Origin of the sequence: Microcoleus sp. B4-D4 (genome assembly GCF_036705185.1) — a bacterium.
GTDB lineage: Bacteria > Cyanobacteriota > Cyanobacteriia > Cyanobacteriales > Microcoleaceae > Microcoleus.
On sequence record NZ_JAUBTX010000004.1, the window covers coordinates 80,719 to 98,077 of the forward strand.

At 46.8% G+C, this 17,359-nt stretch carries 23 protein-coding genes and 1 tRNA gene; 11 read left to right on the forward strand and 13 right to left on the reverse strand.

What is annotated here, in order from left to right; all coding sequences use genetic code 11:
* Nucleotides 1–70: 70 nt before the first annotated feature.
* The 4 genes from QUB13_RS04950 to radC form a co-directional block, all read right to left on the reverse strand.
* On the reverse strand, nt 71–550 hold the full coding sequence (locus QUB13_RS04950; RefSeq protein WP_194009462.1) for a DUF4079 domain-containing protein: 480 nt from the start codon (nt 548–550) through the stop codon (nt 71–73).
* Nucleotides 544–678 carry a hypothetical protein gene (locus QUB13_RS04955; protein WP_333379495.1) on the reverse strand — a complete coding sequence of 45 codons (135 nt, stop codon included), beginning with the start codon at nt 676–678 and terminating at the stop codon, nt 544–546. The genes QUB13_RS04950 and QUB13_RS04955 overlap by 7 nt, the downstream gene beginning before the upstream one ends.
* Nucleotides 679–1,261: 583 nt before the next feature.
* A complete protein-coding gene (locus QUB13_RS04960; RefSeq protein WP_333088770.1) occupies nt 1,262–1,600 on the reverse strand; it encodes a DUF1815 family protein in 339 nt (112 codons plus the stop codon).
* Between the two features lie 317 nt (nt 1,601–1,917).
* On the reverse strand, nt 1,918–2,649 hold the full coding sequence (gene radC, locus QUB13_RS04965; protein WP_333088769.1) for a RadC family protein: 732 nt from the start codon (nt 2,647–2,649) through the stop codon (nt 1,918–1,920).
* A gap of 233 nt (nt 2,650–2,882) precedes the next feature.
* Here radC and QUB13_RS04970 point away from each other — a divergent pair, with 233 nt between their 5' ends.
* The 3 genes from QUB13_RS04970 (at nt 2,883) to QUB13_RS04980 (ending at nt 4,654) form a co-directional block, all read left to right on the forward strand.
* Nucleotides 2,883–3,134 (forward strand): hypothetical protein, encoded by a 252-nt coding sequence (locus QUB13_RS04970; protein WP_333379497.1) that lies wholly within the window; start codon nt 2,883–2,885, stop codon nt 3,132–3,134.
* 218 nt (nt 3,135–3,352) lie between these two features.
* Nucleotides 3,353–4,369 carry a succinate dehydrogenase/fumarate reductase iron-sulfur subunit gene (locus QUB13_RS04975; protein ID WP_333115794.1) on the forward strand — a complete coding sequence of 339 codons (1,017 nt, stop codon included), beginning with the start codon at nt 3,353–3,355 and terminating at the stop codon, nt 4,367–4,369.
* 93 nt (nt 4,370–4,462) lie between these two features.
* Nucleotides 4,463–4,654, forward strand: coding sequence for a chlorophyll a/b-binding protein (locus QUB13_RS04980; RefSeq protein WP_333379499.1), 192 nt, complete (start codon nt 4,463–4,465; stop codon nt 4,652–4,654).
* Nucleotides 4,655–4,715: 61 nt separating this feature from the next.
* Here the strand turns inward: QUB13_RS04980 and QUB13_RS04985 are convergent, their stop codons facing one another.
* The 5 genes from QUB13_RS04985 to QUB13_RS05005 form a co-directional block, all read right to left on the reverse strand.
* Nucleotides 4,716–4,937, reverse strand: a complete 222-nt coding sequence (locus tag QUB13_RS04985; RefSeq protein ID WP_333379501.1) for a hypothetical protein — start codon at nt 4,935–4,937, stop codon at nt 4,716–4,718.
* 196 nt (nt 4,938–5,133) lie between these two features.
* A complete protein-coding gene (locus QUB13_RS04990) occupies nt 5,134–5,736 on the reverse strand; it encodes a DVUA0089 family protein (RefSeq protein WP_333088761.1) in 603 nt (200 codons plus the stop codon).
* 132 nt (nt 5,737–5,868) lie between these two features.
* Nucleotides 5,869–6,093 carry a hypothetical protein gene (locus tag QUB13_RS04995; protein ID WP_333379504.1) on the reverse strand — a complete coding sequence of 75 codons (225 nt, stop codon included), beginning with the start codon at nt 6,091–6,093 and terminating at the stop codon, nt 5,869–5,871.
* A gap of 3 nt (nt 6,094–6,096) precedes the next feature.
* Nucleotides 6,097–7,548: a trypsin-like peptidase domain-containing protein gene (locus QUB13_RS05000; RefSeq protein ID WP_333379505.1), complete on the reverse strand. Its 1,452-nt coding sequence runs from the start codon at nt 7,546–7,548 to the stop codon at nt 6,097–6,099.
* A gap of 196 nt (nt 7,549–7,744) precedes the next feature.
* The gene (locus QUB13_RS05005; RefSeq protein ID WP_333379508.1) at nt 7,745–8,878 is read right to left on the reverse strand and encodes a 2OG-Fe(II) oxygenase; all 1,134 of its coding nucleotides are present in this window, start codon (nt 8,876–8,878) and stop codon (nt 7,745–7,747) included.
* A gap of 337 nt (nt 8,879–9,215) precedes the next feature.
* Here QUB13_RS05005 and QUB13_RS05010 point away from each other — a divergent pair, with 337 nt between their 5' ends.
* Complete coding sequence (locus QUB13_RS05010; RefSeq protein WP_333379510.1) at nt 9,216–9,389, forward strand: hypothetical protein; 174 nt, start codon at nt 9,216–9,218, stop codon at nt 9,387–9,389.
* 189 nt (nt 9,390–9,578) lie between these two features.
* On the opposite strand, the gene QUB13_RS05015 is transcribed toward QUB13_RS05010, so the two are convergent.
* Together QUB13_RS05015 and psbX are read right to left on the reverse strand one after the other, a co-directional pair.
* Nucleotides 9,579–10,394 (reverse strand): Ycf66 family protein, encoded by an 816-nt coding sequence (locus QUB13_RS05015; RefSeq protein WP_333379512.1) that lies wholly within the window; start codon nt 10,392–10,394, stop codon nt 9,579–9,581.
* A 285-nt stretch (nt 10,395–10,679) separates the two neighbouring features.
* Entirely contained in the window at nt 10,680–10,799 is a 120-nt protein-coding gene (gene psbX, locus QUB13_RS05020) for a photosystem II reaction center X protein (RefSeq protein WP_194009448.1), read from the reverse strand.
* Nucleotides 10,800–11,096: 297 nt separating this feature from the next.
* Between psbX and QUB13_RS05025 the strand changes: the two genes are divergently transcribed.
* Complete coding sequence (locus QUB13_RS05025) at nt 11,097–11,381, forward strand: YggT family protein (RefSeq protein WP_333379515.1); 285 nt, start codon at nt 11,097–11,099, stop codon at nt 11,379–11,381.
* Between the two features lie 331 nt (nt 11,382–11,712).
* On the opposite strand, the gene accC is transcribed toward QUB13_RS05025, so the two are convergent.
* The gene (gene accC, locus QUB13_RS05030) at nt 11,713–13,068 is read right to left on the reverse strand and encodes an acetyl-CoA carboxylase biotin carboxylase subunit (RefSeq protein WP_194009447.1); all 1,356 of its coding nucleotides are present in this window, start codon (nt 13,066–13,068) and stop codon (nt 11,713–11,715) included.
* A gap of 228 nt (nt 13,069–13,296) precedes the next feature.
* Here accC and QUB13_RS05035 point away from each other — a divergent pair.
* From QUB13_RS05035 to QUB13_RS05060, 6 genes are all read left to right on the forward strand, one after another.
* Nucleotides 13,297–13,380, forward strand: a tRNA-Leu gene (locus QUB13_RS05035).
* Between the two features lie 20 nt (nt 13,381–13,400).
* Nucleotides 13,401–13,643, forward strand: a complete 243-nt coding sequence (locus QUB13_RS05040; protein ID WP_333379518.1) for a hypothetical protein — start codon at nt 13,401–13,403, stop codon at nt 13,641–13,643.
* A gap of 34 nt (nt 13,644–13,677) precedes the next feature.
* Nucleotides 13,678–13,890, forward strand: coding sequence for a helix-turn-helix domain-containing protein (locus QUB13_RS05045; protein WP_293348538.1), 213 nt, complete (start codon nt 13,678–13,680; stop codon nt 13,888–13,890).
* Between the two features lie 37 nt (nt 13,891–13,927).
* The gene (locus QUB13_RS05050) at nt 13,928–14,326 is read left to right on the forward strand and encodes a DUF433 domain-containing protein (protein WP_333379521.1); all 399 of its coding nucleotides are present in this window, start codon (nt 13,928–13,930) and stop codon (nt 14,324–14,326) included.
* The gene (locus QUB13_RS05055; protein ID WP_333127850.1) at nt 14,319–14,675 is read left to right on the forward strand and encodes a DUF5615 family PIN-like protein; all 357 of its coding nucleotides are present in this window, start codon (nt 14,319–14,321) and stop codon (nt 14,673–14,675) included. The genes QUB13_RS05050 and QUB13_RS05055 overlap by 8 nt, the downstream gene beginning before the upstream one ends.
* 167 nt (nt 14,676–14,842) lie before the next feature.
* The gene (locus tag QUB13_RS05060) at nt 14,843–15,220 is read left to right on the forward strand and encodes a hypothetical protein (RefSeq protein ID WP_333379523.1); all 378 of its coding nucleotides are present in this window, start codon (nt 14,843–14,845) and stop codon (nt 15,218–15,220) included.
* Here the strand turns inward: QUB13_RS05060 and QUB13_RS05065 are convergent.
* Nucleotides 15,217–17,359 (reverse strand): CHAT domain-containing protein (locus QUB13_RS05065; RefSeq protein WP_333379525.1); only part of this gene is annotated, 2,143 nt, incomplete at its 5' end. The genes QUB13_RS05060 and QUB13_RS05065 overlap by 4 nt on opposite strands.

Genomic DNA, 17,359 nt, shown 5'->3' on the forward strand with positions numbered 1-17,359 from the left:
TTGTCCCCCTTTTTTTAGGAGGTGCCTGGGCGATCGAGTCTAATCTGAATCACAAAAGACTGGTATTGCGTTAAATAGACAGACCCAATTTTAAACCGAAAGCTGCGTGCAGTACCATAAGTGCTAAAGCCGTCGTGCCTAAATAAGCGTGAACCGCGCGCAGTGCTAGCTTGTTCCCGCCAAAACCAGTCAGCGAAATTAAGCTGCTAACAGCCAGCAAAACCAGCACTGTCGAACCAGTCCAAAAATGCGGGCTTTCCATCACGGGCTGATGCTGCATCACCAGCGACAGCAGTCCACCAGTGTAGCCCAAAGCTAAAAATAGAAACATCCACGGTGCCAGCTTGCGGTGATCCGATCGACTTTTGAGCGCGACATCCTTATCGGCTGCCAAACGTCCCTGCCATCCTGTATAGCCGACAAAACTGCCCATCGCTACAATTACGATCCCCATCATTACAGGATGTCCCCAATGGGTAATTGGTTCGGGAATTCCCAGGCTGCGAAATTGACTGGCGATTGGTTCTAGAAGTTCGCTTAAATTTACCATTTGATTTTGATTCCCAGCTTGGCGATCGATATTTTCGGACTCATCATTAAAATATTATAAAATAGTTGGCAAGCGCGATCGCGCACTTCTAATAGTTGTTTAACAACACCGCCAAATATTTCCCACAAGCCCTTACTTACACAAAACTTAGCCGGCTAAAGCCGGCTGTGAGATTTTTACAGCAGCGATGCTGTTTCAAGTTAATTATTTGTTAGCTTTATCAGCTAAGTCGAAAAGCAAAAATAAACCCTATTTGCCCGTACTTCACACCCCGGAGCGGCTTTTCGCCCAATCTTCACAGCCTCATCCTCGATCTGGATGTTAAATTTGACCTGCCTGCTCAAAGTTAATTTCAATTCCTTGACTTTTGAATGCCAAAGTGGGAAATTAACATCGCAGCAGACGAGCAGTAGCACTTCTACATTTTGTTTGTTGATCGCTCTCAAGGGAGAGTCAACTGCAGCACCAAAAAACTAGGGGTTCCAAGTTTGAGGCGAATTGCATAAACTATGCCGTCTGACTGGTGGGAGTTCGATCGACTCAGCGCTAAACTGAATGTCTGAAGGCACTCTCAAAGCACCCTTGTCGGTTGAGCTACCATCAGTCTACAACCTTTAAATCCTCTCAATTAAATCGTTGGGGGTTGCCGTTGTAGCAGACAAGCACCGAATTTCGGGCTTAACCTACCTCGGAACCGTACCATCGCTAAACTCACGGCGCCGTCGCCAAAGTAGCTTCCGCAGGTTGGATGTGATACTTCACCAGATTTGCCAGTTCTTGTAACTGACTAATCGCTTCGGCACCTTCGAGTTTCATCAGTTCGCGATCGTCCCGCATCTCAGTCCAAGTGATACCGTAATCTGACACTAAAAATCGAATCAGATGGTTGTCCGTCAAACTGACCATAAATGAGGCACTGTTCATCTGACCCCCGCAAGTGTAGCAGGATGCCAAATAACCCCTACGCTCTAGCACGATCGCCAAAGCCTGAAGGTTCATTACCAAATCTTGGACGAATTTACGGTGTTGTTCTGCAAGTCTCAGAAACACAGTTGTTCTCCTATCACCACGCCGTGTATTTTACACCCAATTTAATAATTTCTTAAGTATTGGGTATTTAGGTGCTGGTTCAGTATATGTTTAGTATGCTCAAAAAAAATCGAATTAGCGACCTCTTCAGCTTACTTATACTAGACTAACCGAGTTGCGAGCGCAACTAAGTATCATCAGCGACATTCAGCCAAAACAGGCTTTCCTCCGGGACTCCAGCCTCAAAAATATCCTACAATGACGGTTGATTCAGCCCTCGGACAGGCCAAAGATACAAATAACTAATCATAGCAATCGGGTTAGTTAAGAATAAGAGTTCAATCGCCCTGGGGATATTCCTCCCAAAGTGTCGTAGTCTGCCGCAAGCTCAGAAAATCGCCATTTCCCAAGATCAAGTGATCCAACAGCGGAATCGACAAAAACTGCGCTCCCGCCAGCAACTGTCGCGTCAAAGCAATATCCTCCGGGCTCGGATCGACAATTCCCGAGGGGTGATTGTGCGAGATAATCGCCCGCGTCGCCCCTTGGCGGATCACTTCTCTAAATATATCCCTAGGGTGAGCTAAAGTTTCGGTAGCTGTGCCGATCGTAATTACCTGAGTTCCCAGCAGCCGATTTTTTACATCCAGCAGCACCACAGCAAAACGTTCCTGAGACTGCCACATCAAATCCTGACTCAGAGCATCCGCAGCCGCTTGTGGAGAGTCAACCACAGCCATTTCCGGCGGTCGCGACTGAAACACCCGCTTCCCCAACTCCACCGCAGCCAAAATCGAAGTCGCCTTAGCAGGGCCAATCCCGTGAATTTGAGTCAACTCCTGAACGCTAATACTGCGGAGCACCGCCAGAGGGTCACGGGAATGCAAACTCAACTGATTTAAAATATACTGTCCGAGCCCGACGGCGGACAGTTTGCCGGGCCCCTGACCGGTACCCAGCAGAATCGCAATCAATTCCGCCGTTGCCAAACTTTTCGGGCCGCCCGCCATCAGCCGTTCCCGCGGCCGTTCGCTGGTTGGCAAATCGACAATTCTCAAGCTGTAAGTCATAGATGCACCTGCACCGCAAGCTCAACAATTACCCCATTTTAGCCGATCGATTTGCGTTCTTCACATCAGTAAGATTACCGAAAAAATCAAGGCCTTAACTGATGTTTTTGGCGATCGTAATTTTCGTGAAAAAAACCGATTTATCGCCCTAACCTGGCATAACTCCTGGTAAAATTTTTCGTAACGCTGCCACAAAAGTGAGGTGTACGGGCAGCTACGTTCAGCGCAAAAGTGTGCTTACTCTAGATTCTGACCGTTCAGTGGAGCCTAGCAGCGCCGAAGCAACTGGCTGCGGCGGCTTAGGTGCTGTCACTCCCACCAAAACAAACGAAACTGCCATCAAAACGCCGTATAAACTTATAGATAGCTTGCGATCGCCCATTCCCACCCATTGCGGATTCACCAGACCCAGACAAAAAGCTGGCATTGAAAACATAAAAGTTAAAACAAACAAGCTAGACATCACAGCACCTCCGACTCGCTAACTCCACCGATCAATTACTTCTCTCTTCCATTAACCCATCAAAAATCCGCTAAAAAAAGTTGCAATTGATGATTTATGACTTGGGAAGTATTCCCTGTTACCAAACAATAAAAAAATCAGTTAAATCTACTACTTGAGGTATATGTTAAAAGAATTAATAGCTTTTGATAGCATCAATAAATCACGTCTAAAATAGACACTAAATTTCTTAATCAAAATATGCAAGTCCGCTTTAACGTAGTCCGCCAAAATCAAAACGAGGCTCCCCGCGTTCGCGCTTACACCCTAGAGGTGGAAGAAAGCAATACCATCCTAGACTGCCTCAACAGTATCAAGTGGGAACAGGACGGCACTTTAGCTTTTCGGAAAAATTGTCGCAACACAATTTGCGGCAGTTGTTCAATGCGAATTAATGGGCGATCGGCCTTAGCTTGCAAAGAAAATGTCGGTAGCGAACTCGCCAGACTGCAAAAAATAGCTTATTCCAGTTCGACAGAACAGCCTGCCGATTTTATCCCAGAAATTACCGTCGCCCCAATGGGAAATATGCCGGTAATTAAAGATTTGGTTGTTGATATGACCAGTTTTTGGGACAACCTAGAAGCAGTGGAACCCTATGTCAGCACAGCCTCGCGAGCAATCCCCGAACGGGAATTTCTGCAAACTCCCGAAGAGCGATCGAAACTCGACCAAACAGGCAACTGCATCCTCTGTGGCGCGTGCTATTCTGAGTGCAACGCCCGCGAAGTCAACCCGGAATTTGTCGGCCCCCACGCCCTCGCGAAAGCTTACCGCACGATCGCCGATTCCCGCGATAGCGAAACCGAAAACCGGCTCGAAAAATACAACGAAGGTACTTCCGGCGTGTGGGGATGCACTCGCTGTTATTACTGCAACTCGGTTTGCCCGATGGAAGTTGCGCCGATGGATCAAATTGGTAAGATTAAACAAGAGATTCTCGATCGCAAAGACGACCAAGCCAGTCGATCGATCCGCCACCGCAAAGTATTGATCGAACTCGTCAAAGAAGGCGGTTGGATAGACGAGCGCAAATTTGGGATCGAAGTAGTAGGAAACTACTTCCGCGACGTTAAAGGTTTGTTCAGTCTCGGCCCCTTGGGCTTGAGAATGATCGCTCGCGGCAAATTCCCCCTGTTTTTTGAGCCTTCCGAAGGTACCGAAACTGTGCGGAATCTGATCGAATCGGTTCAAAATTTAGAAAATTCAGCAGATTAGCGATCGGCTGTCATTTTCCGGTAAATTGGAAGTTGTGCGATCGCAAAACTTCCCAAAAATCTTGTTTCAAAACTTGCAACTTAAAACATTTAAATGACTGCTCAAACACCTCCATCTCCAAAACCAACAGCCCCAAATACCCCAACACCAGCAGAACCAGCCTTTGGGTGGAATGCCTACTCCGAAAGAATCAACGGACGATTTGCGATGGTGGGATTCGTGGCACTTTTGCTGCTAGAATTCTTCACGCGCCAGGATTTTTTCACTTGGCTAGGCCTGCGTTAAATCGATCGCCATATGCGCTAAAAATGCTAGGAAACCTGCTTCTTTAACGATTCTATGGCTGTCACCAAGTATTTTTGTTAAAAGACTCGGTTTCTGGCAACCCATGCGTAATATCAAATCCTCTCTTCATCGGAATAGTAAATTCAGGCGTTGACTGTTGACTGTTGACTGTTGACTGTTGACAGTTAACATCATGTATGAGTGTTACCGGAATTGATATAATATTGTGTTCGATCGGCGATCGTAACAAAAACCGTTCGTAGTGCAGACTCGTATTCCGCACTACGAACCAATTTTATCTTTTTCAATCGATCGCACACGATATAAAAAATAGATAATTATCTATTTTTTACCTGAATCTCTGCTTTATCAAAGCGGGAATAGAGTTAAGTTGTTGCAAATTTAACCTGTAAGTTTGACCCTGGTTTGTAACTCGCAGATCGAGGAATTTTAGAAATAGATAATCGATTTCGAGACAATTAATCTGGTGCTGTTTCGCGGACGGTCAAACTGTACTTACCTCTACCTTTGGGAGGCGCATCGTAAGCATTGACAATGACGCGGTAGCGACCGCTCGCAGATAAGGTAACAGTCAGCTCTGAATTGGAATTTTGCTGCGTGACATCATCATTTTCTGCAAGTAGCTCGCCCTTGGAGTTGAAAATAGCCAGATAAGTATCAAATTCGCTACTTTCTACGCTAATAACCACTTTCTGACCCTGATTCCCTTCAAAGGTATACTCGTCGTACAAACTACTGTCCGAGGGCAGTACAGAAGACTTAGCAGGGCTAAGTTCTCCCTTTTGATCTAATATGACCTTAGACGAAGCCCCTGCTGGACTTGGCGAAGGTTCGACAGTTGGGCTCAGAGTTGGCGAAGGCTTGGGGCTTGCTTGAGCTAGAACAGCTTTGCTTGTAGAACTCGCATCAGGTGAATTTTGAGGCAATTCTGCTGAAATGAGGGTAGAACTGTTGTTAGCAACTCCTTGGGAGTTTGAAACTGGCACCGAGAAAGTCGGCTTGCTAGAAAAAGTAGCTAGTAAAGCAATTGGCGCGATCGCCCAAAATCTAAATTGACGCATGAATTACCTCGATTTGCAACGAAGGAAGAAGGAAGAGGGAAGAAGGAAGAGGGAAGAGGGAAGAAGGAAGAAGGAAGAAGGAAGAAGTTATTAGTTATTGGTTATTGGTTATTGGTTATTGGTTATTAGTCATCAGGAAGAAGGAAGAATAAAAATAATTCGACCAATGCCCACCCTTCGACTTGCTTCGACTTGCTTCGACTTGCTTCGGCTTCGCTGGCTCACAAGTCGCTCTTCGGGCAAGATGCCCAATTCCCAATTCCCAATTCCCAATTCCCAATTCCCAATGCCCAATGCCCAATGCCCAATGCCCAATGCCCAATGCCCAATTCCCAATGCCCAATTCCCAATTCCCAATTTTCAACGGACAGTTAGAGTATAACGACCCCGGCCCGAAGCATCAAAAGCATTGACAACTACGCGGTAGCGACCCGTAGCGGGCAAAGTAACACTCAGAAACGCATTTTTAGTCGCATCGCTCACATCGTCATTTTCTGCCAGCAATCGGCCGTTAGGGCCAAAGATAGCCACATAGGGATCGAAATCTGTACTTTCGAGGGAAATGGTTACAGACTGACCCGATCGACCTTCAAAAGTATACTCGCGATACAGACTGTTGTCAGACGGCAATACTGGGCCGCCTGCGACTAAAGCGCCTTCTTCTTGCAAAATCGCCCGAGAAGGTGCCGTAGGAGCACTCGCTTTCAGTTCTAACGTATAAGCCCCGGACTGCCTAGCTTGATAGGAATTTGCCAGTAGCGTGTAAGTGCCGTCTGCTGGCAGCCTGAGCGTTATTCTGGCGTTTTTACTACCTGCACCGTCATCGTCTTGCGCGATTTCGCGCTGGTTGGGCCCGAGCAAAATTAAATAAGGGTCAATTTCTTGACTTTTCATTTCAATTGTGATTTCCTGGCCCGCTTTTCCTTCAAAGGAGTAAAGGTCAAAAAAGCTGTTGTCTGCGGGGAGAACGCTAGACTGGGTGGTGAGTTTGCCGCTCAGGGCGGGCCCGTTTAACGCAACTTTTTGAGGTGATTTGTTGCCAAAGGGCGATCGCCTCTGAGCAACGCGGGGAGCTCGCCCTTCTCGCACCGCTGTCAGGAAACCCGGTACTTTGTCTGCTGAAATTGCAAAACCGATACCGATATTGCCTCCACCTTGACCGCGAGTAAAAATAGAAGTATTGACGCCGATTAATTCTCCAGAACTGTTGAGCAGCGGGCCTCCTGAATTGCCGGGATTGATGGCTGCGTCGGTTTGAATTAAGCCCCGCTGCGGATCAATGCGGCTGACTATTCCGACTGTCAAAGTACCTTGAAATTGACCGAAGGGATTGCCGATCGCAAATGCTTGTTGTCCGACTTTCACCGAACCGGGACGGGCGATCGGAATTGTGGGCAAATTGTTTTGACCGCGAATCTTTACGACCGCTAAGTCTAGACCATCTTCGCCGAATCCGACCACATCGGCGACAACTTTTTTGCCGTCTGACAGAATTATATTCACCGTACCGCCTGCCGAAACAACGTGGGCGTTAGTTAACACCATGCCGTCGGGGCTGATAATTGTGCCGCTACCGTTAGATTTATCTGTATCGACGGTGACAACCGCCGGACTTGCTTTTTCGTAGACTCGAATGTTGATTTGTTCTTCGGCATTATTTTGGGCGATCGCACCTGGGAAATGCACCGAGTTAAATTCCTTTAAATCAGCCTCCGGCCGCCCCGGGAACGCCGCAACAACCGCAGCAGGGCTGGCTGCAACCCCAATTGTGACAATTCCTGATACTGCTAAACTTAAAAGTTTGAAATTCATGGTCGTGAATTAGTATTTAACTGCCAACAGGTAGCAGTTAGCTTTTCGGGCTAATGCTAACTACCACCTCTAATTATTTTAGGACTTGCGCGAGGGTAATGAAAAATTGAAGCTTGAGATTGCTTGAATTTTTCACCGGCGGCTGGGTTTTGGGAGAATTGGTCGATCGCCACGCGGTCAGTTTTTTGTTAGTAAACTACGAATTTCCAGCAGTTTCGGCAATTCTAGAATCGAGTGGGCGATCGATATAATGAACATTAGCTTGGCGCACCTTAGCATCCTCATTGCCATAGAAAAAAGACAGCAAAGCAAAACGCTGCCCGCTAATCACCGGTGTTGCTTCGTGCAGCAGAGAACACGAAAAAATAATCGCCGTACCAACATCCCCTTTATAACCGTGCGGCGCGTACTCAGGAAACCGCAAAAATCCCCCCGTATACTCCGCCGGATTCAAGTTGAGAGTCATCGCAAATCGGCGGTGCATAGTACCTTTGCTCGTATTGTCGCGGTGCGGCCGGAAATAACCGCCACTCTCAGCATCGTAACAGCCCACCAAATACCGTTCAAACCTAGTAATTGTAAACTGGAAAGCTTTTTCAACTTCCGGCTGCACCCGGCGCAAAATAATCGCACTCAATCGCTGCTGCAATTCGGGGTCTTCAATATAGAAATCCCGGCGTTTCTTAAAATTATCGTCATGAATGCCAACAGTTTTCCCGTCTATTTGCCTCATAAAGCCCGAGGGACTGCCGCCGTGAGTTTTGTATAAATCGATCAAAGCGCCGCAAGAAGCTTTGTCCAAAACGTTAGGAATTACTAAGACGGGGGCGTGTCGAGTGGCTTGTCGGGCTGTCTCTAAGGGCGGCAAATTTTTGAGAAAATCCAATACTTGCAGCGCGTGTTGGTGGGGATCTCCCATCGGGACAATGTTAATTACCTGAAGGTTTTCGTTGAGAACAAAAGTTTGAGGTGCATAGTGAACTCCGGCTACTCCATTTTCTTCGATATCTCGGCAAACGCCGTACTCTTGGCTTAGTTTTTTATCAAAATCCCAGAAAAAGATGAATGACGGAGCAATTGTTGTCCGTCTGTCTTGTTCTTTGTCTGCAGCATCAACGCTAACTCCGAACAGCGGTACTTGCAAGTTTTGGAATTCTGCTGAAAGTTCTTCAAAGCTTTTGAGCATAACTTGAATTTCTGCGAAAGCTGTGCTGGCAAAGAAAAATAGCACAGTTCGTCGGCCGCCAACCGTCGAGAAATGAAATAAGGGGTTATTGGAGGCAGCTATGGAAAACCAAGGCGCGGGATCTCCTATTTGTAGTATTGGCATATTGCTGATTCGAGGTTTGAGATTTCATATTTGAGACCTTTATATTTTTTGTTTGTTCCACAAGTTGTATTTTGGGCGATCGCACAGGTTTGTAGTCAGGACTTTAGCCCTTCTAAAATGCGAACCAATTTCATCGCTACAAACCTGCAAAAAACGTTGCTTGGGAATATCATTAAATATTTTAAATAGTGTTTTTTGTATTAGTTTCTATTTTTATTTTACTTGATCTAGCTAACTTGATATTCATATTTTGGTGTTATTTGAAAAATATTATAATGTTTAAAAACATAGCAGTTTTCAGAAAAATCGGATGAGGTATTGACCGAGGGAGCATCTGGTGTTTTGTATTAAGAGTGCTGTCCCCGATCGCGATTTGTACAATACTCGCTCTTCGGGGACAGCACTCAAGCAAAAAAATAATTTTTACAATGCAGGAAATGCTTCCTTGACCGATCGCTCCCTCAATCCCTCAATCCTTCAATCCTTCAATCTTTCAATCTCAACTTGTTGAGAAAGGCTATAAGTAGATGGGCATCGATAAACGCAACTTAATATTTTGCCTTGCTGGCGCGAGAAATGTTGAGTTTCACCCACCTACTTATAGCGGTTCTCAAGCGTAATGAGGTATGCCCGATGCCCGATGCCCGATGCCCTATGCCCAGCGGCACCTCATCTTTCGCTCGAAATGCTATATATTTCCCTATTTGTCGAAACTGGGAGAATTATCCGGTTGGTCTTCCGGGTATTCCACTGGTCGGTACTCCACGTAGTCTGACGGGGGTGCTTCCACATCGCGGGTGGTGCTGGGGCGAGACCTCGACCCTTCCGCAGGACGGGTTTTTTTGGTTCTCGGCGGTGTATCGGAACTCGGGTTTTCCGAAGCGGGGGGGCGACGGTTGCGGCTGCGGGCCGGTCTTTCTTCGGGGTTGTCTGAAATGTCCCAGTTGTCTGAATCTTGCGCGGGCGGGGTTTCAGGGCGGGAAGGACGTTTGCGCGATGGTCGATCGACCATCGAGTCTGGCTTGGATGTATTAATGCTGCCGTTGCGACTCGAAGGACGACGGCGCGACTCGTCGTCGTAGGTTTCCCGCGAAGAACGGTAGTCTTGGCTGCCCCTAATCCGGGGACGCTGCGGGTAGTCTTCTTCTGGTTCTAGCTGGTCAATGTCGCTATCGTAGCCCTCGTAAGCGTAGGCGTTGCTGACGGGCCGCTCTTCATCTACGTATTGGGCGCGACTTTTGGCTTGGGCTGTGGTCGCTCCCCGCAGCTTTATGCTTTCGGCTGCAAAAAATATTGCCGAACCGGTGAGCAAGAACTGACCGAAGGCCAGAATTGGATCGAGCCGCCATCCTTGAAATAACAGAATACCGCCACACAGCAGACCGACTGCTGCAAAAAAAATATCGTGGTCTCGGGCTAGTTTGGGACGCCACGATCGCAGAAAGTACAGTCCTGCCCCTGCTACTGCTAGGATGATCCCTAGCAGGCTGCTCCAGTTCAATCCTAAATTGACCATTAGCCTATCTCCTATGTCTTTCCTATGTTAGCGAGTTAGATTTTAAATCTATCAATAAGTCTGTTATCCCGACTGTACTTTTAAAGGGCAGCACCCACCCAGGCTTTCAGCTTGGTTCGGGAAACTTATAGTAATGAGTTTAACGGGAAAAAACCTCAGCGAAAGCCCTCAACCGAAGGTTTTGCCTTCACAGTTGCTGGTAGCCGAGGTTTCTTGGATCGGGGAAATGCCCGACGTGTAGTCGAAAATTGACTTTCACGCCGGACTTAGAAACCCCCAGACTTTTTAGGTGCGCTTGATTTTGTCTTTTTGGCTGATGAAGATCAGAGCGATCGTTGCTGGAATCACTACTACCGCCACGCCCGCCAGCAGGCTGTACAAAAAGTTCGCGAGTGAAGGAGTCATAGATTCAAGACCTTTGTTACAAGAGTTTGATTTTTATTAATTTTATCAGCACTCAGTTCTTACGGGGAAGTTCGGCCAAGGATGTTGCAATGGATGTAGGGATGTCACGGATCTAGGGCAGAAGCAATATTTTCCCTCTCGCCAACTCGAACCCTCGCACCCTCAAAGTCTAGCACTCTGTCGCTTTGAAGGTATAAGACCGGAAAAAATCTGCCGTTTTTGTTCGATCGCACCTGTGAAACGGTTAAAATTATGAAAAGCTGACTTAACAAAACTTAAGATTTCGAGATAAGACCCATGACTGGTATTACCGTTGCAAGTTGGATTCTGGGCTCTGTCCTAGTGGTGATGACTTTGCTATTTATTTTTCGCATCGTCCTGACTTGGTATCCCGAAGTAAATCTGAGCAAATTGCCGTTGAGCCTGATTGCTTGGCCGACGGAACCGTTTTTAGCCGTAACTAGAAAGATTGTACCGCCGATCGGCGGAGTGGACATTACACCGATTATTTGGGTCGGTATCTGTAGCTTGCTCAGGGAAATGGTTCTCGGTCAGCAAGGAATCCTGACGATGATGATGTAATAGTCAGTTGTCAGTTGTCAGTTGTTAGTTGTCAGTTGTCATTTGTCAGTTGTTAGTTGTCAGTTGTTAGTTGTCAGTTGTCAGTTGTCAGTTGTCAGTCGTCTTGACTACTGCCAGAAAGAAAATTTCGAGTTCTTAAGGATATTCTTCACCAGATTGACGCGGGCCGCGCAGGCATTGCCCACCTTAATCCCACTAAGGCCCACTAAGGCCCACTGCCCACTGCCCACTGCCCACTGCCCACTGCCCACTGCCCACTGCCCACTGCCCACTGCCTACTGCCCACTGCCTACTGCCCACTAACAACTGCCCACTGACAACTGACAACTGCCTAATGACCATTTTGGTTCATAAACTGTTCGACAAAATTCGTATAAACTTCGCCGCTGAGAAATTCGGGGCTATCGAGAATTTTTTGGTGGAAGCTGAGGGTGGTAGGAACTCCGGTGATGGCGCATTCCCGCAATGCCCGTTTCATCCTGCTGATGGCTGAAGGTCGATCGCGCCCCCATACAATTACTTTACCGATTAAAGAATCGTAGTAAGCAGGTATTTCGTAATCGGTGTAAACGTGAGAGTCCATCCGCACGCCGGGGCCGCCGGGAGGCAAATAACCGCTGATGATGCCGGGGTGAGGCCGGAAATTGCGATCGGGATCTTCAGCATTGATCCGGCACTCGATCGCGTGGCCGCTTAAAATTACTTGATTTTGCTTGATTTGCAGTTTTTCACCTTGGGCGATGCGAATTTGTTCGGCGATCAAATCCAGGCCGGTAATCATCTCCGTGACAGGATGTTCCACTTGAATCCGGGTGTTCATTTCCATGAAATAGAACTTGCCCGATTTGTCAAGCAGAAATTCGACAGTACCCGCACCGGTGTAGTTGATAGCTTTTGCAGCAGCCACCGCCGCGTGACCCATTTGATCTCGGAGTTTCTGGCTGAGGGCGGGACTGGGCGCTTCTTCCAGAAGTTTTTGGTGCCGGCGCTGAATCGAACAATCTCTCTCACCGAGGTGGATGACATTACCGTAGTTATCCGCGAGAATTTGGATTTCGATATGTCGGGGCTTTTCGATGAATTTTTCTAAGTAAAGTCCCGGATTACCAAAAGCTGCATCGGCTTCACCTTGGGCTGCATGGAAAAGTTTGGGAAGTTCCGACGCTTCTCTGACTAGCCTCATACCCCGGCCTCCCCCGCCGGCGGTAGCTTTAATCATCACAGGATAGCCGATGTCGCGGGCTACCGACAAAGCCTCATGTTCATCTATCAGCAATCCGCCGCTACCGGGAACAGTCGGAACTTTCACCCGCTGCATAGTTTCTTTCGCCGTGGATTTGTCGCCCATCGCCCGCATTGCTGCCGGAGACGGGCCGATGAAGGTAATTTGATGGTCTGCACAAATTTCGGCAAATCGGGCGTTTTCCGCGAGGAAGCCGTACCCCGGATGAATCGCTGCGGCGTTGCGCGTCAGGGCCGCCGAGATAATGTTAGGGATGTTTAAATAACTTTTACTGCTGGTGGGGGGGCCGATGCAAACGGCTTCGTCTGCTAACTGGACGTGCAGGGCGTGTTTATCTACGGTGGAGTGAACGGCGACCGTGGCAATCCCCATTTCCTCGCAGGTGCGAAGTATGCGGAGGGCTATTTCCCCCCGATTAGCGATTAAAATTTTTGAGAACCCCATCTTCGCTGCTTAATTCACTCAATATTCTGTACAATAATGCCTTTCGGTATGTTCTGGATAATCGTTTTCCAGAAATTGTTCACAAAAATTTATTTTACATTTGGCTGGTAGTGGTGCTATGATTGTAAATCGGCGGTGTCAAAGGGCAAGTCACAAGTTAAATGTCAGGAACCTCAACCTGTGAATCTTTAACTCGTAACGCAAAAAACCCAGAGATTGCCGGAAAGAGCGGATGTGGCGGAATTGGTATACGCGCACGCTTGAGGTGCGTGTGGCATTATGTCCTTGCGAGTTCGAGTCTCGCCATCCGCATTGAATATGTAAAACAACTGTTGACAGTTTTGGCTGTTGGCAGTTGTTTTATATTTGATGGGTGGGTAGTCAGAAACCGGGTTTTTGCGAGAATATTTGGTGACAGGCGAAGATTTGGTGAAAAACCCGGTTTCTCAACATTGTGCGCGAGTACCGATCGGGTGCAGATATATGAGATATCTTTAAGTGCGATCGAACTTCTGACAGATCCGCACCATACAAAATACTCTTTAACTGTCGATCGACAATTGTGTGTAAATTAAAAACATAGATACTTATCGTTTGTCAATAGGTATAATGGGATTAGTTAGGTTCCGAATCCGAGAGTTTGCGGACGAAAAAGGATGGACGCTAAAGGATGTTGCCGATCGATCCGAGGTTCCGTACAGCACAGTCAGGCACTATGCTCGTTCGGAAGGACTCGCAACGGTTGATATCACATCAATTCAAAAGATAGCTCGCACCCTCGATGTTTTGATTGAGGAATTAATGGAAGTTGTCAAAGAATGAACCGATGAAATTATATTAGCAAACGGAAGTTAGATCGATGACATCCTACGCCTTAAACTTACCCGTTCAGTTACAGCAAGAAGCTGAAAAATTGGCAACACTCCAAGGCATTTCCTTCGATCAGTTTATCCTCTGGGCTGTAGCCGAAAAAGTCGCTACCCTCAACCAGCGGAATGACGATCCGGCTTTTCCTGAAATCACCTATGTGCGCGGCGCTAGCGGCGAACTCGTTCCCGTTTTGCGCGGCACTCGGTTGCGGGTGCAAACAGTAGTCATCGCAGCGCAGAAATGGGGTTTTTCTCCAAACCAAATTGCCACTGAGTATGACTTAAGTGAAGAGCGAGTGAACGATGTTCTCGCTTTTTATGCGGCTCACCATCAAGAAATAGACGCATCTATTGCCGCTGAGCAAATTATCGAAGCTGCTAATGTCTAAACCGCTATTGCATCTAGATGCCGATACCTCTATTAAAGCTTTGCAAGCCGCCCTTTTATCTCGCAGTCACGATGTCACTCGGACACCGACTGAGTGGATGGCTTTAGATGCTAGCGATGAGGCTCAATTGCTAGAAGCAACAGCGCGAGGACGGTGTATTTTTACGTTTAATATCCGGGATTTTCAGGTTTTAGCTCAGCGTTATCCCGAACATGGTGGCATCATTTTGGCTGCTCAAAACAGTTGGACATTATCTAGTCTAATTGCTTCGCTCGATCGCCTGCTTTCAGAAACACAAGCTGCTGACTGGAAAGGGCAAGTCCGCTGGCTGAATCAGTGGCGAACCTAGTTCTATCTTATCGAACTTATGTATCTCTGGTCGATCGCACTTCTTCCGGGTACCGCAAAATATTATTAATGGTTTAAATTTGGGAACTAGGTAAACTTGTATGCACAAACAAAGCACAATTTATGGCAAAATAAGAATTACTCATTTAATCAATCGCCATTATCCCCATGACTACTGTTACCCAAGCACAAATTGAACAATATCGCTCCCAACTACAAGAATATCCCGATGCTCTGAAAGGCCTTGAGGTTCTCGAAGGGTGTGAAGGCGATTTAGAATATGCCGCCGAAACTATAGCAATTGAGTCAGGAGAATTACAGGACAATTTGAGCGAGGAAGATCCGAATGAACCTAGCTGGTTAGAAAAGTCAACTCAAAAATTGCGTCCTTATATTTGTACCTCAGCCTTTAGAGAATCATTAAAACAGGGTTTTGGTGGTGCAATGACTTTACTAATGCCTGTTGTTGGCATTCCAGCATTATTAATATTAATAATTCTTTACATAAACGAAAAGAATCTGGATGAGTTTTGTAAGGATTCCTAAACACCGATCGCAATGAAGCCAGACCAATAATGAGGTTCAACAAAGGGAAATGGCTTGCGGTTCTGTGCGCCCTTCAGAGGAGCATTAACATAGCGTGTGCGTTCCTTTAGGGGTAGTCGATCAAAAATTTCGTCGATTTGGGGTTGGAGCTCTTTTAATAGGGCTTCCAACTTCTCTGAGGTCAAATTCCGCAGCCATTGTTGTGCCTCATTGAGAGCAGCAACAGTTGACAAGGTTTTTATGTTTTCATAGAACCGAATTAGTAACAAAGTGCTGGCGAGTTGATCCACTTCCCAAAGGGTACTAACCATACTAGGGCTACCTGCTAAGAGAAATCCGAAAGGTAAGCCGATATATTCATCGCTGGTTCTGGATTCTGTCAATCCAGTTTCGCAGGCGGAGAGAGTGACAAGACGACATTGATTTAGGTCAAGATTAAAGATTTCCAACAGTGTCAAACGTTCTTTATTGGCGAATACTAGGGATGATTCCAAAGGCGAGTCAGGCTCGAACTTGCCGTGACAACCGAAATGGGCGCAGTTGGCAAAGCTGAGTTTCGCGTTTAGAATTGCGTTCTTATTAGCATCATCTTTTGCCAAGAAATCATTAGACTTGAATTTGTCACGGATGTTAGCGGCTTGCAGTTCAAGTAAGTAGCGGTCTTTGGTAGGATTGGCAATAGCAAATAGGTGAGAAAAATTAGGGCGTTGTCGCTGTTTCGCCTGTTGCAGTAGTTGGCAACTGGGGGCATAGCTGACTCCACCAGGGAATAAGTCGAGAAGGCACGATTCGGATTTGGACAGGGAGACAGTGATAGAAGAATCGATTTCATCGGTGCATCCGCTTTCAAAATCCCTTTCGTGGGAGATTGGCAACGCATGAAGGGGGAAAAGATGCAGGAAGCGATGGGGAATTAAAATCAGTCGATCGCACTGTTTCGGAATATTCTTTAAAATCCGATCAAGATGCAAAATCTCAGCTAGGTTTTGGAGGCGGGAGGCTAGTTTTTGCTTCCATTGGGGTTTTATCTCTTTGTACTCTTTCCGATACTCGTTATCCCAATTTACCAAGGCTTCAAAGTCTGCTGTTGAAGATTGCCAGATTATTGGTGTTGGGGATTGTGGGGTGATGATGAAAGTTAGAAATTTATCGCCTATGATGTACCACTCAAGAATAGCAGTGTTTTCACCTGTCAGAGTTTGAATGTCTTTGTAGAGGATGGGCTTAACTTTTTGGGTTAGGCTAAAATCAGGATCAATTGATGTAATTTTATGAGCAATCAATTCATCGAGTTGTTTACGCAATTTGGTGAGATGAGTAGAATCGCGGCTAGTGGTTAGGCTGTCGCTTTTGAGGCTGCGTTCTCCCAATATTCTGCCACCATTACTGTTACGGTTTATCTGTTCGATTTCCAGTTGTCGCTGTTCGGCCTCAATTTCTCGACCGAGGCGCGATAATTCGTTGAGAACAGTTTCGGGGATATTGCCTTTAGGTTTGATGTCACGGTTGGCCAAGAGTTCTACAAGGTTGCGGGCTTTGCTGCGTTCGGCATATTCCACAGCTTCGGTGTAGCGTTTCAGTTGGATGCAAACTTCTACCATGCCCAGATAAAGCTTATTCCATTCTTCGGCTAATTTCTGTTTGCTTTCATCCCCAGATTGAATCTCACCCCGTAAAAATTCTACTGTTTCAATCGCTGGGGCATAGGTATCATAAGCGAGTTGCCATTGCTGGTTACTTCGGTAAAGATTACCTAAATTAGATAAAGTTCCTGTATGATTTTGTGGGAAAGCCTCGCGAGTTCTAATAGTTAAAGCATTGCGATAAAGTGCGATCGCCCGTTCCATATTCTCTGCTTTCTCTCCCCTGATTCTGTCACTGTAGGCAATTGCCAGATTATTTTGCGTCGTTGCCCAATATTCGGGAAAAGCATCGCGGGTGTAGACGGTTAATGCAGCAGTGCAAGATGCGATCGCCAGTTCGATATTCTCTGCTTTCTCTCCGCTGATTCTGTAAATGTAGGCTGTTGCCAGATTATTTTGCGTCATAGCCCAATCTTGGCGAAAGGCATCGCTGGTGTAGACGGTTAATGCATCAGTGTAAGATGCGATCGCCAGTTCGATATTCTCTGCTTTCTCT

Bases quoted from the DNA above. Each gene is read 5' to 3' on its own strand.
- QUB13_RS05050 (WP_333379521.1), top strand. From the start codon at position 13,928: ATGACATCCTACGCCTTAAACTTACCCGTTCAGTTACAGCAAGAAGCT.
- QUB13_RS04980 (WP_333379499.1), top strand. From the start codon at position 4,463: ATGACTGCTCAAACACCTCCATCTCCAAAACCAACAGCCCCAAATACC.
- QUB13_RS05045 (WP_293348538.1), top strand. From the start codon at position 13,678: ATGGGATTAGTTAGGTTCCGAATCCGAGAGTTTGCGGACGAAAAAGGA.
- accC (WP_194009447.1), bottom strand. From the start codon at position 13,068: ATGGGGTTCTCAAAAATTTTAATCGCTAATCGGGGGGAAATAGCCCTC.
- QUB13_RS05005 (WP_333379508.1), bottom strand. From the start codon at position 8,878: ATGCCAATACTACAAATAGGAGATCCCGCGCCTTGGTTTTCCATAGCT.
- QUB13_RS05025 (WP_333379515.1), top strand. From the start codon at position 11,097: ATGACTGGTATTACCGTTGCAAGTTGGATTCTGGGCTCTGTCCTAGTG.
- QUB13_RS05060 (WP_333379523.1), top strand. From the start codon at position 14,843: ATGACTACTGTTACCCAAGCACAAATTGAACAATATCGCTCCCAACTA.
- QUB13_RS05055 (WP_333127850.1), top strand. From the start codon at position 14,319: ATGTCTAAACCGCTATTGCATCTAGATGCCGATACCTCTATTAAAGCT.
- psbX (WP_194009448.1), bottom strand. From the start codon at position 10,799: ATGACTCCTTCACTCGCGAACTTTTTGTACAGCCTGCTGGCGGGCGTG.
- QUB13_RS04950 (WP_194009462.1), bottom strand. From the start codon at position 550: ATGGTAAATTTAAGCGAACTTCTAGAACCAATCGCCAGTCAATTTCGC.
- QUB13_RS04990 (WP_333088761.1), bottom strand. From the start codon at position 5,736: ATGCGTCAATTTAGATTTTGGGCGATCGCGCCAATTGCTTTACTAGCT.
- QUB13_RS04975 (WP_333115794.1), top strand. From the start codon at position 3,353: ATGCAAGTCCGCTTTAACGTAGTCCGCCAAAATCAAAACGAGGCTCCC.
- radC (WP_333088769.1), bottom strand. From the start codon at position 2,649: ATGACTTACAGCTTGAGAATTGTCGATTTGCCAACCAGCGAACGGCCG.
- QUB13_RS05000 (WP_333379505.1), bottom strand. From the start codon at position 7,548: ATGAATTTCAAACTTTTAAGTTTAGCAGTATCAGGAATTGTCACAATT.
- QUB13_RS05015 (WP_333379512.1), bottom strand. From the start codon at position 10,394: ATGGTCAATTTAGGATTGAACTGGAGCAGCCTGCTAGGGATCATCCTA.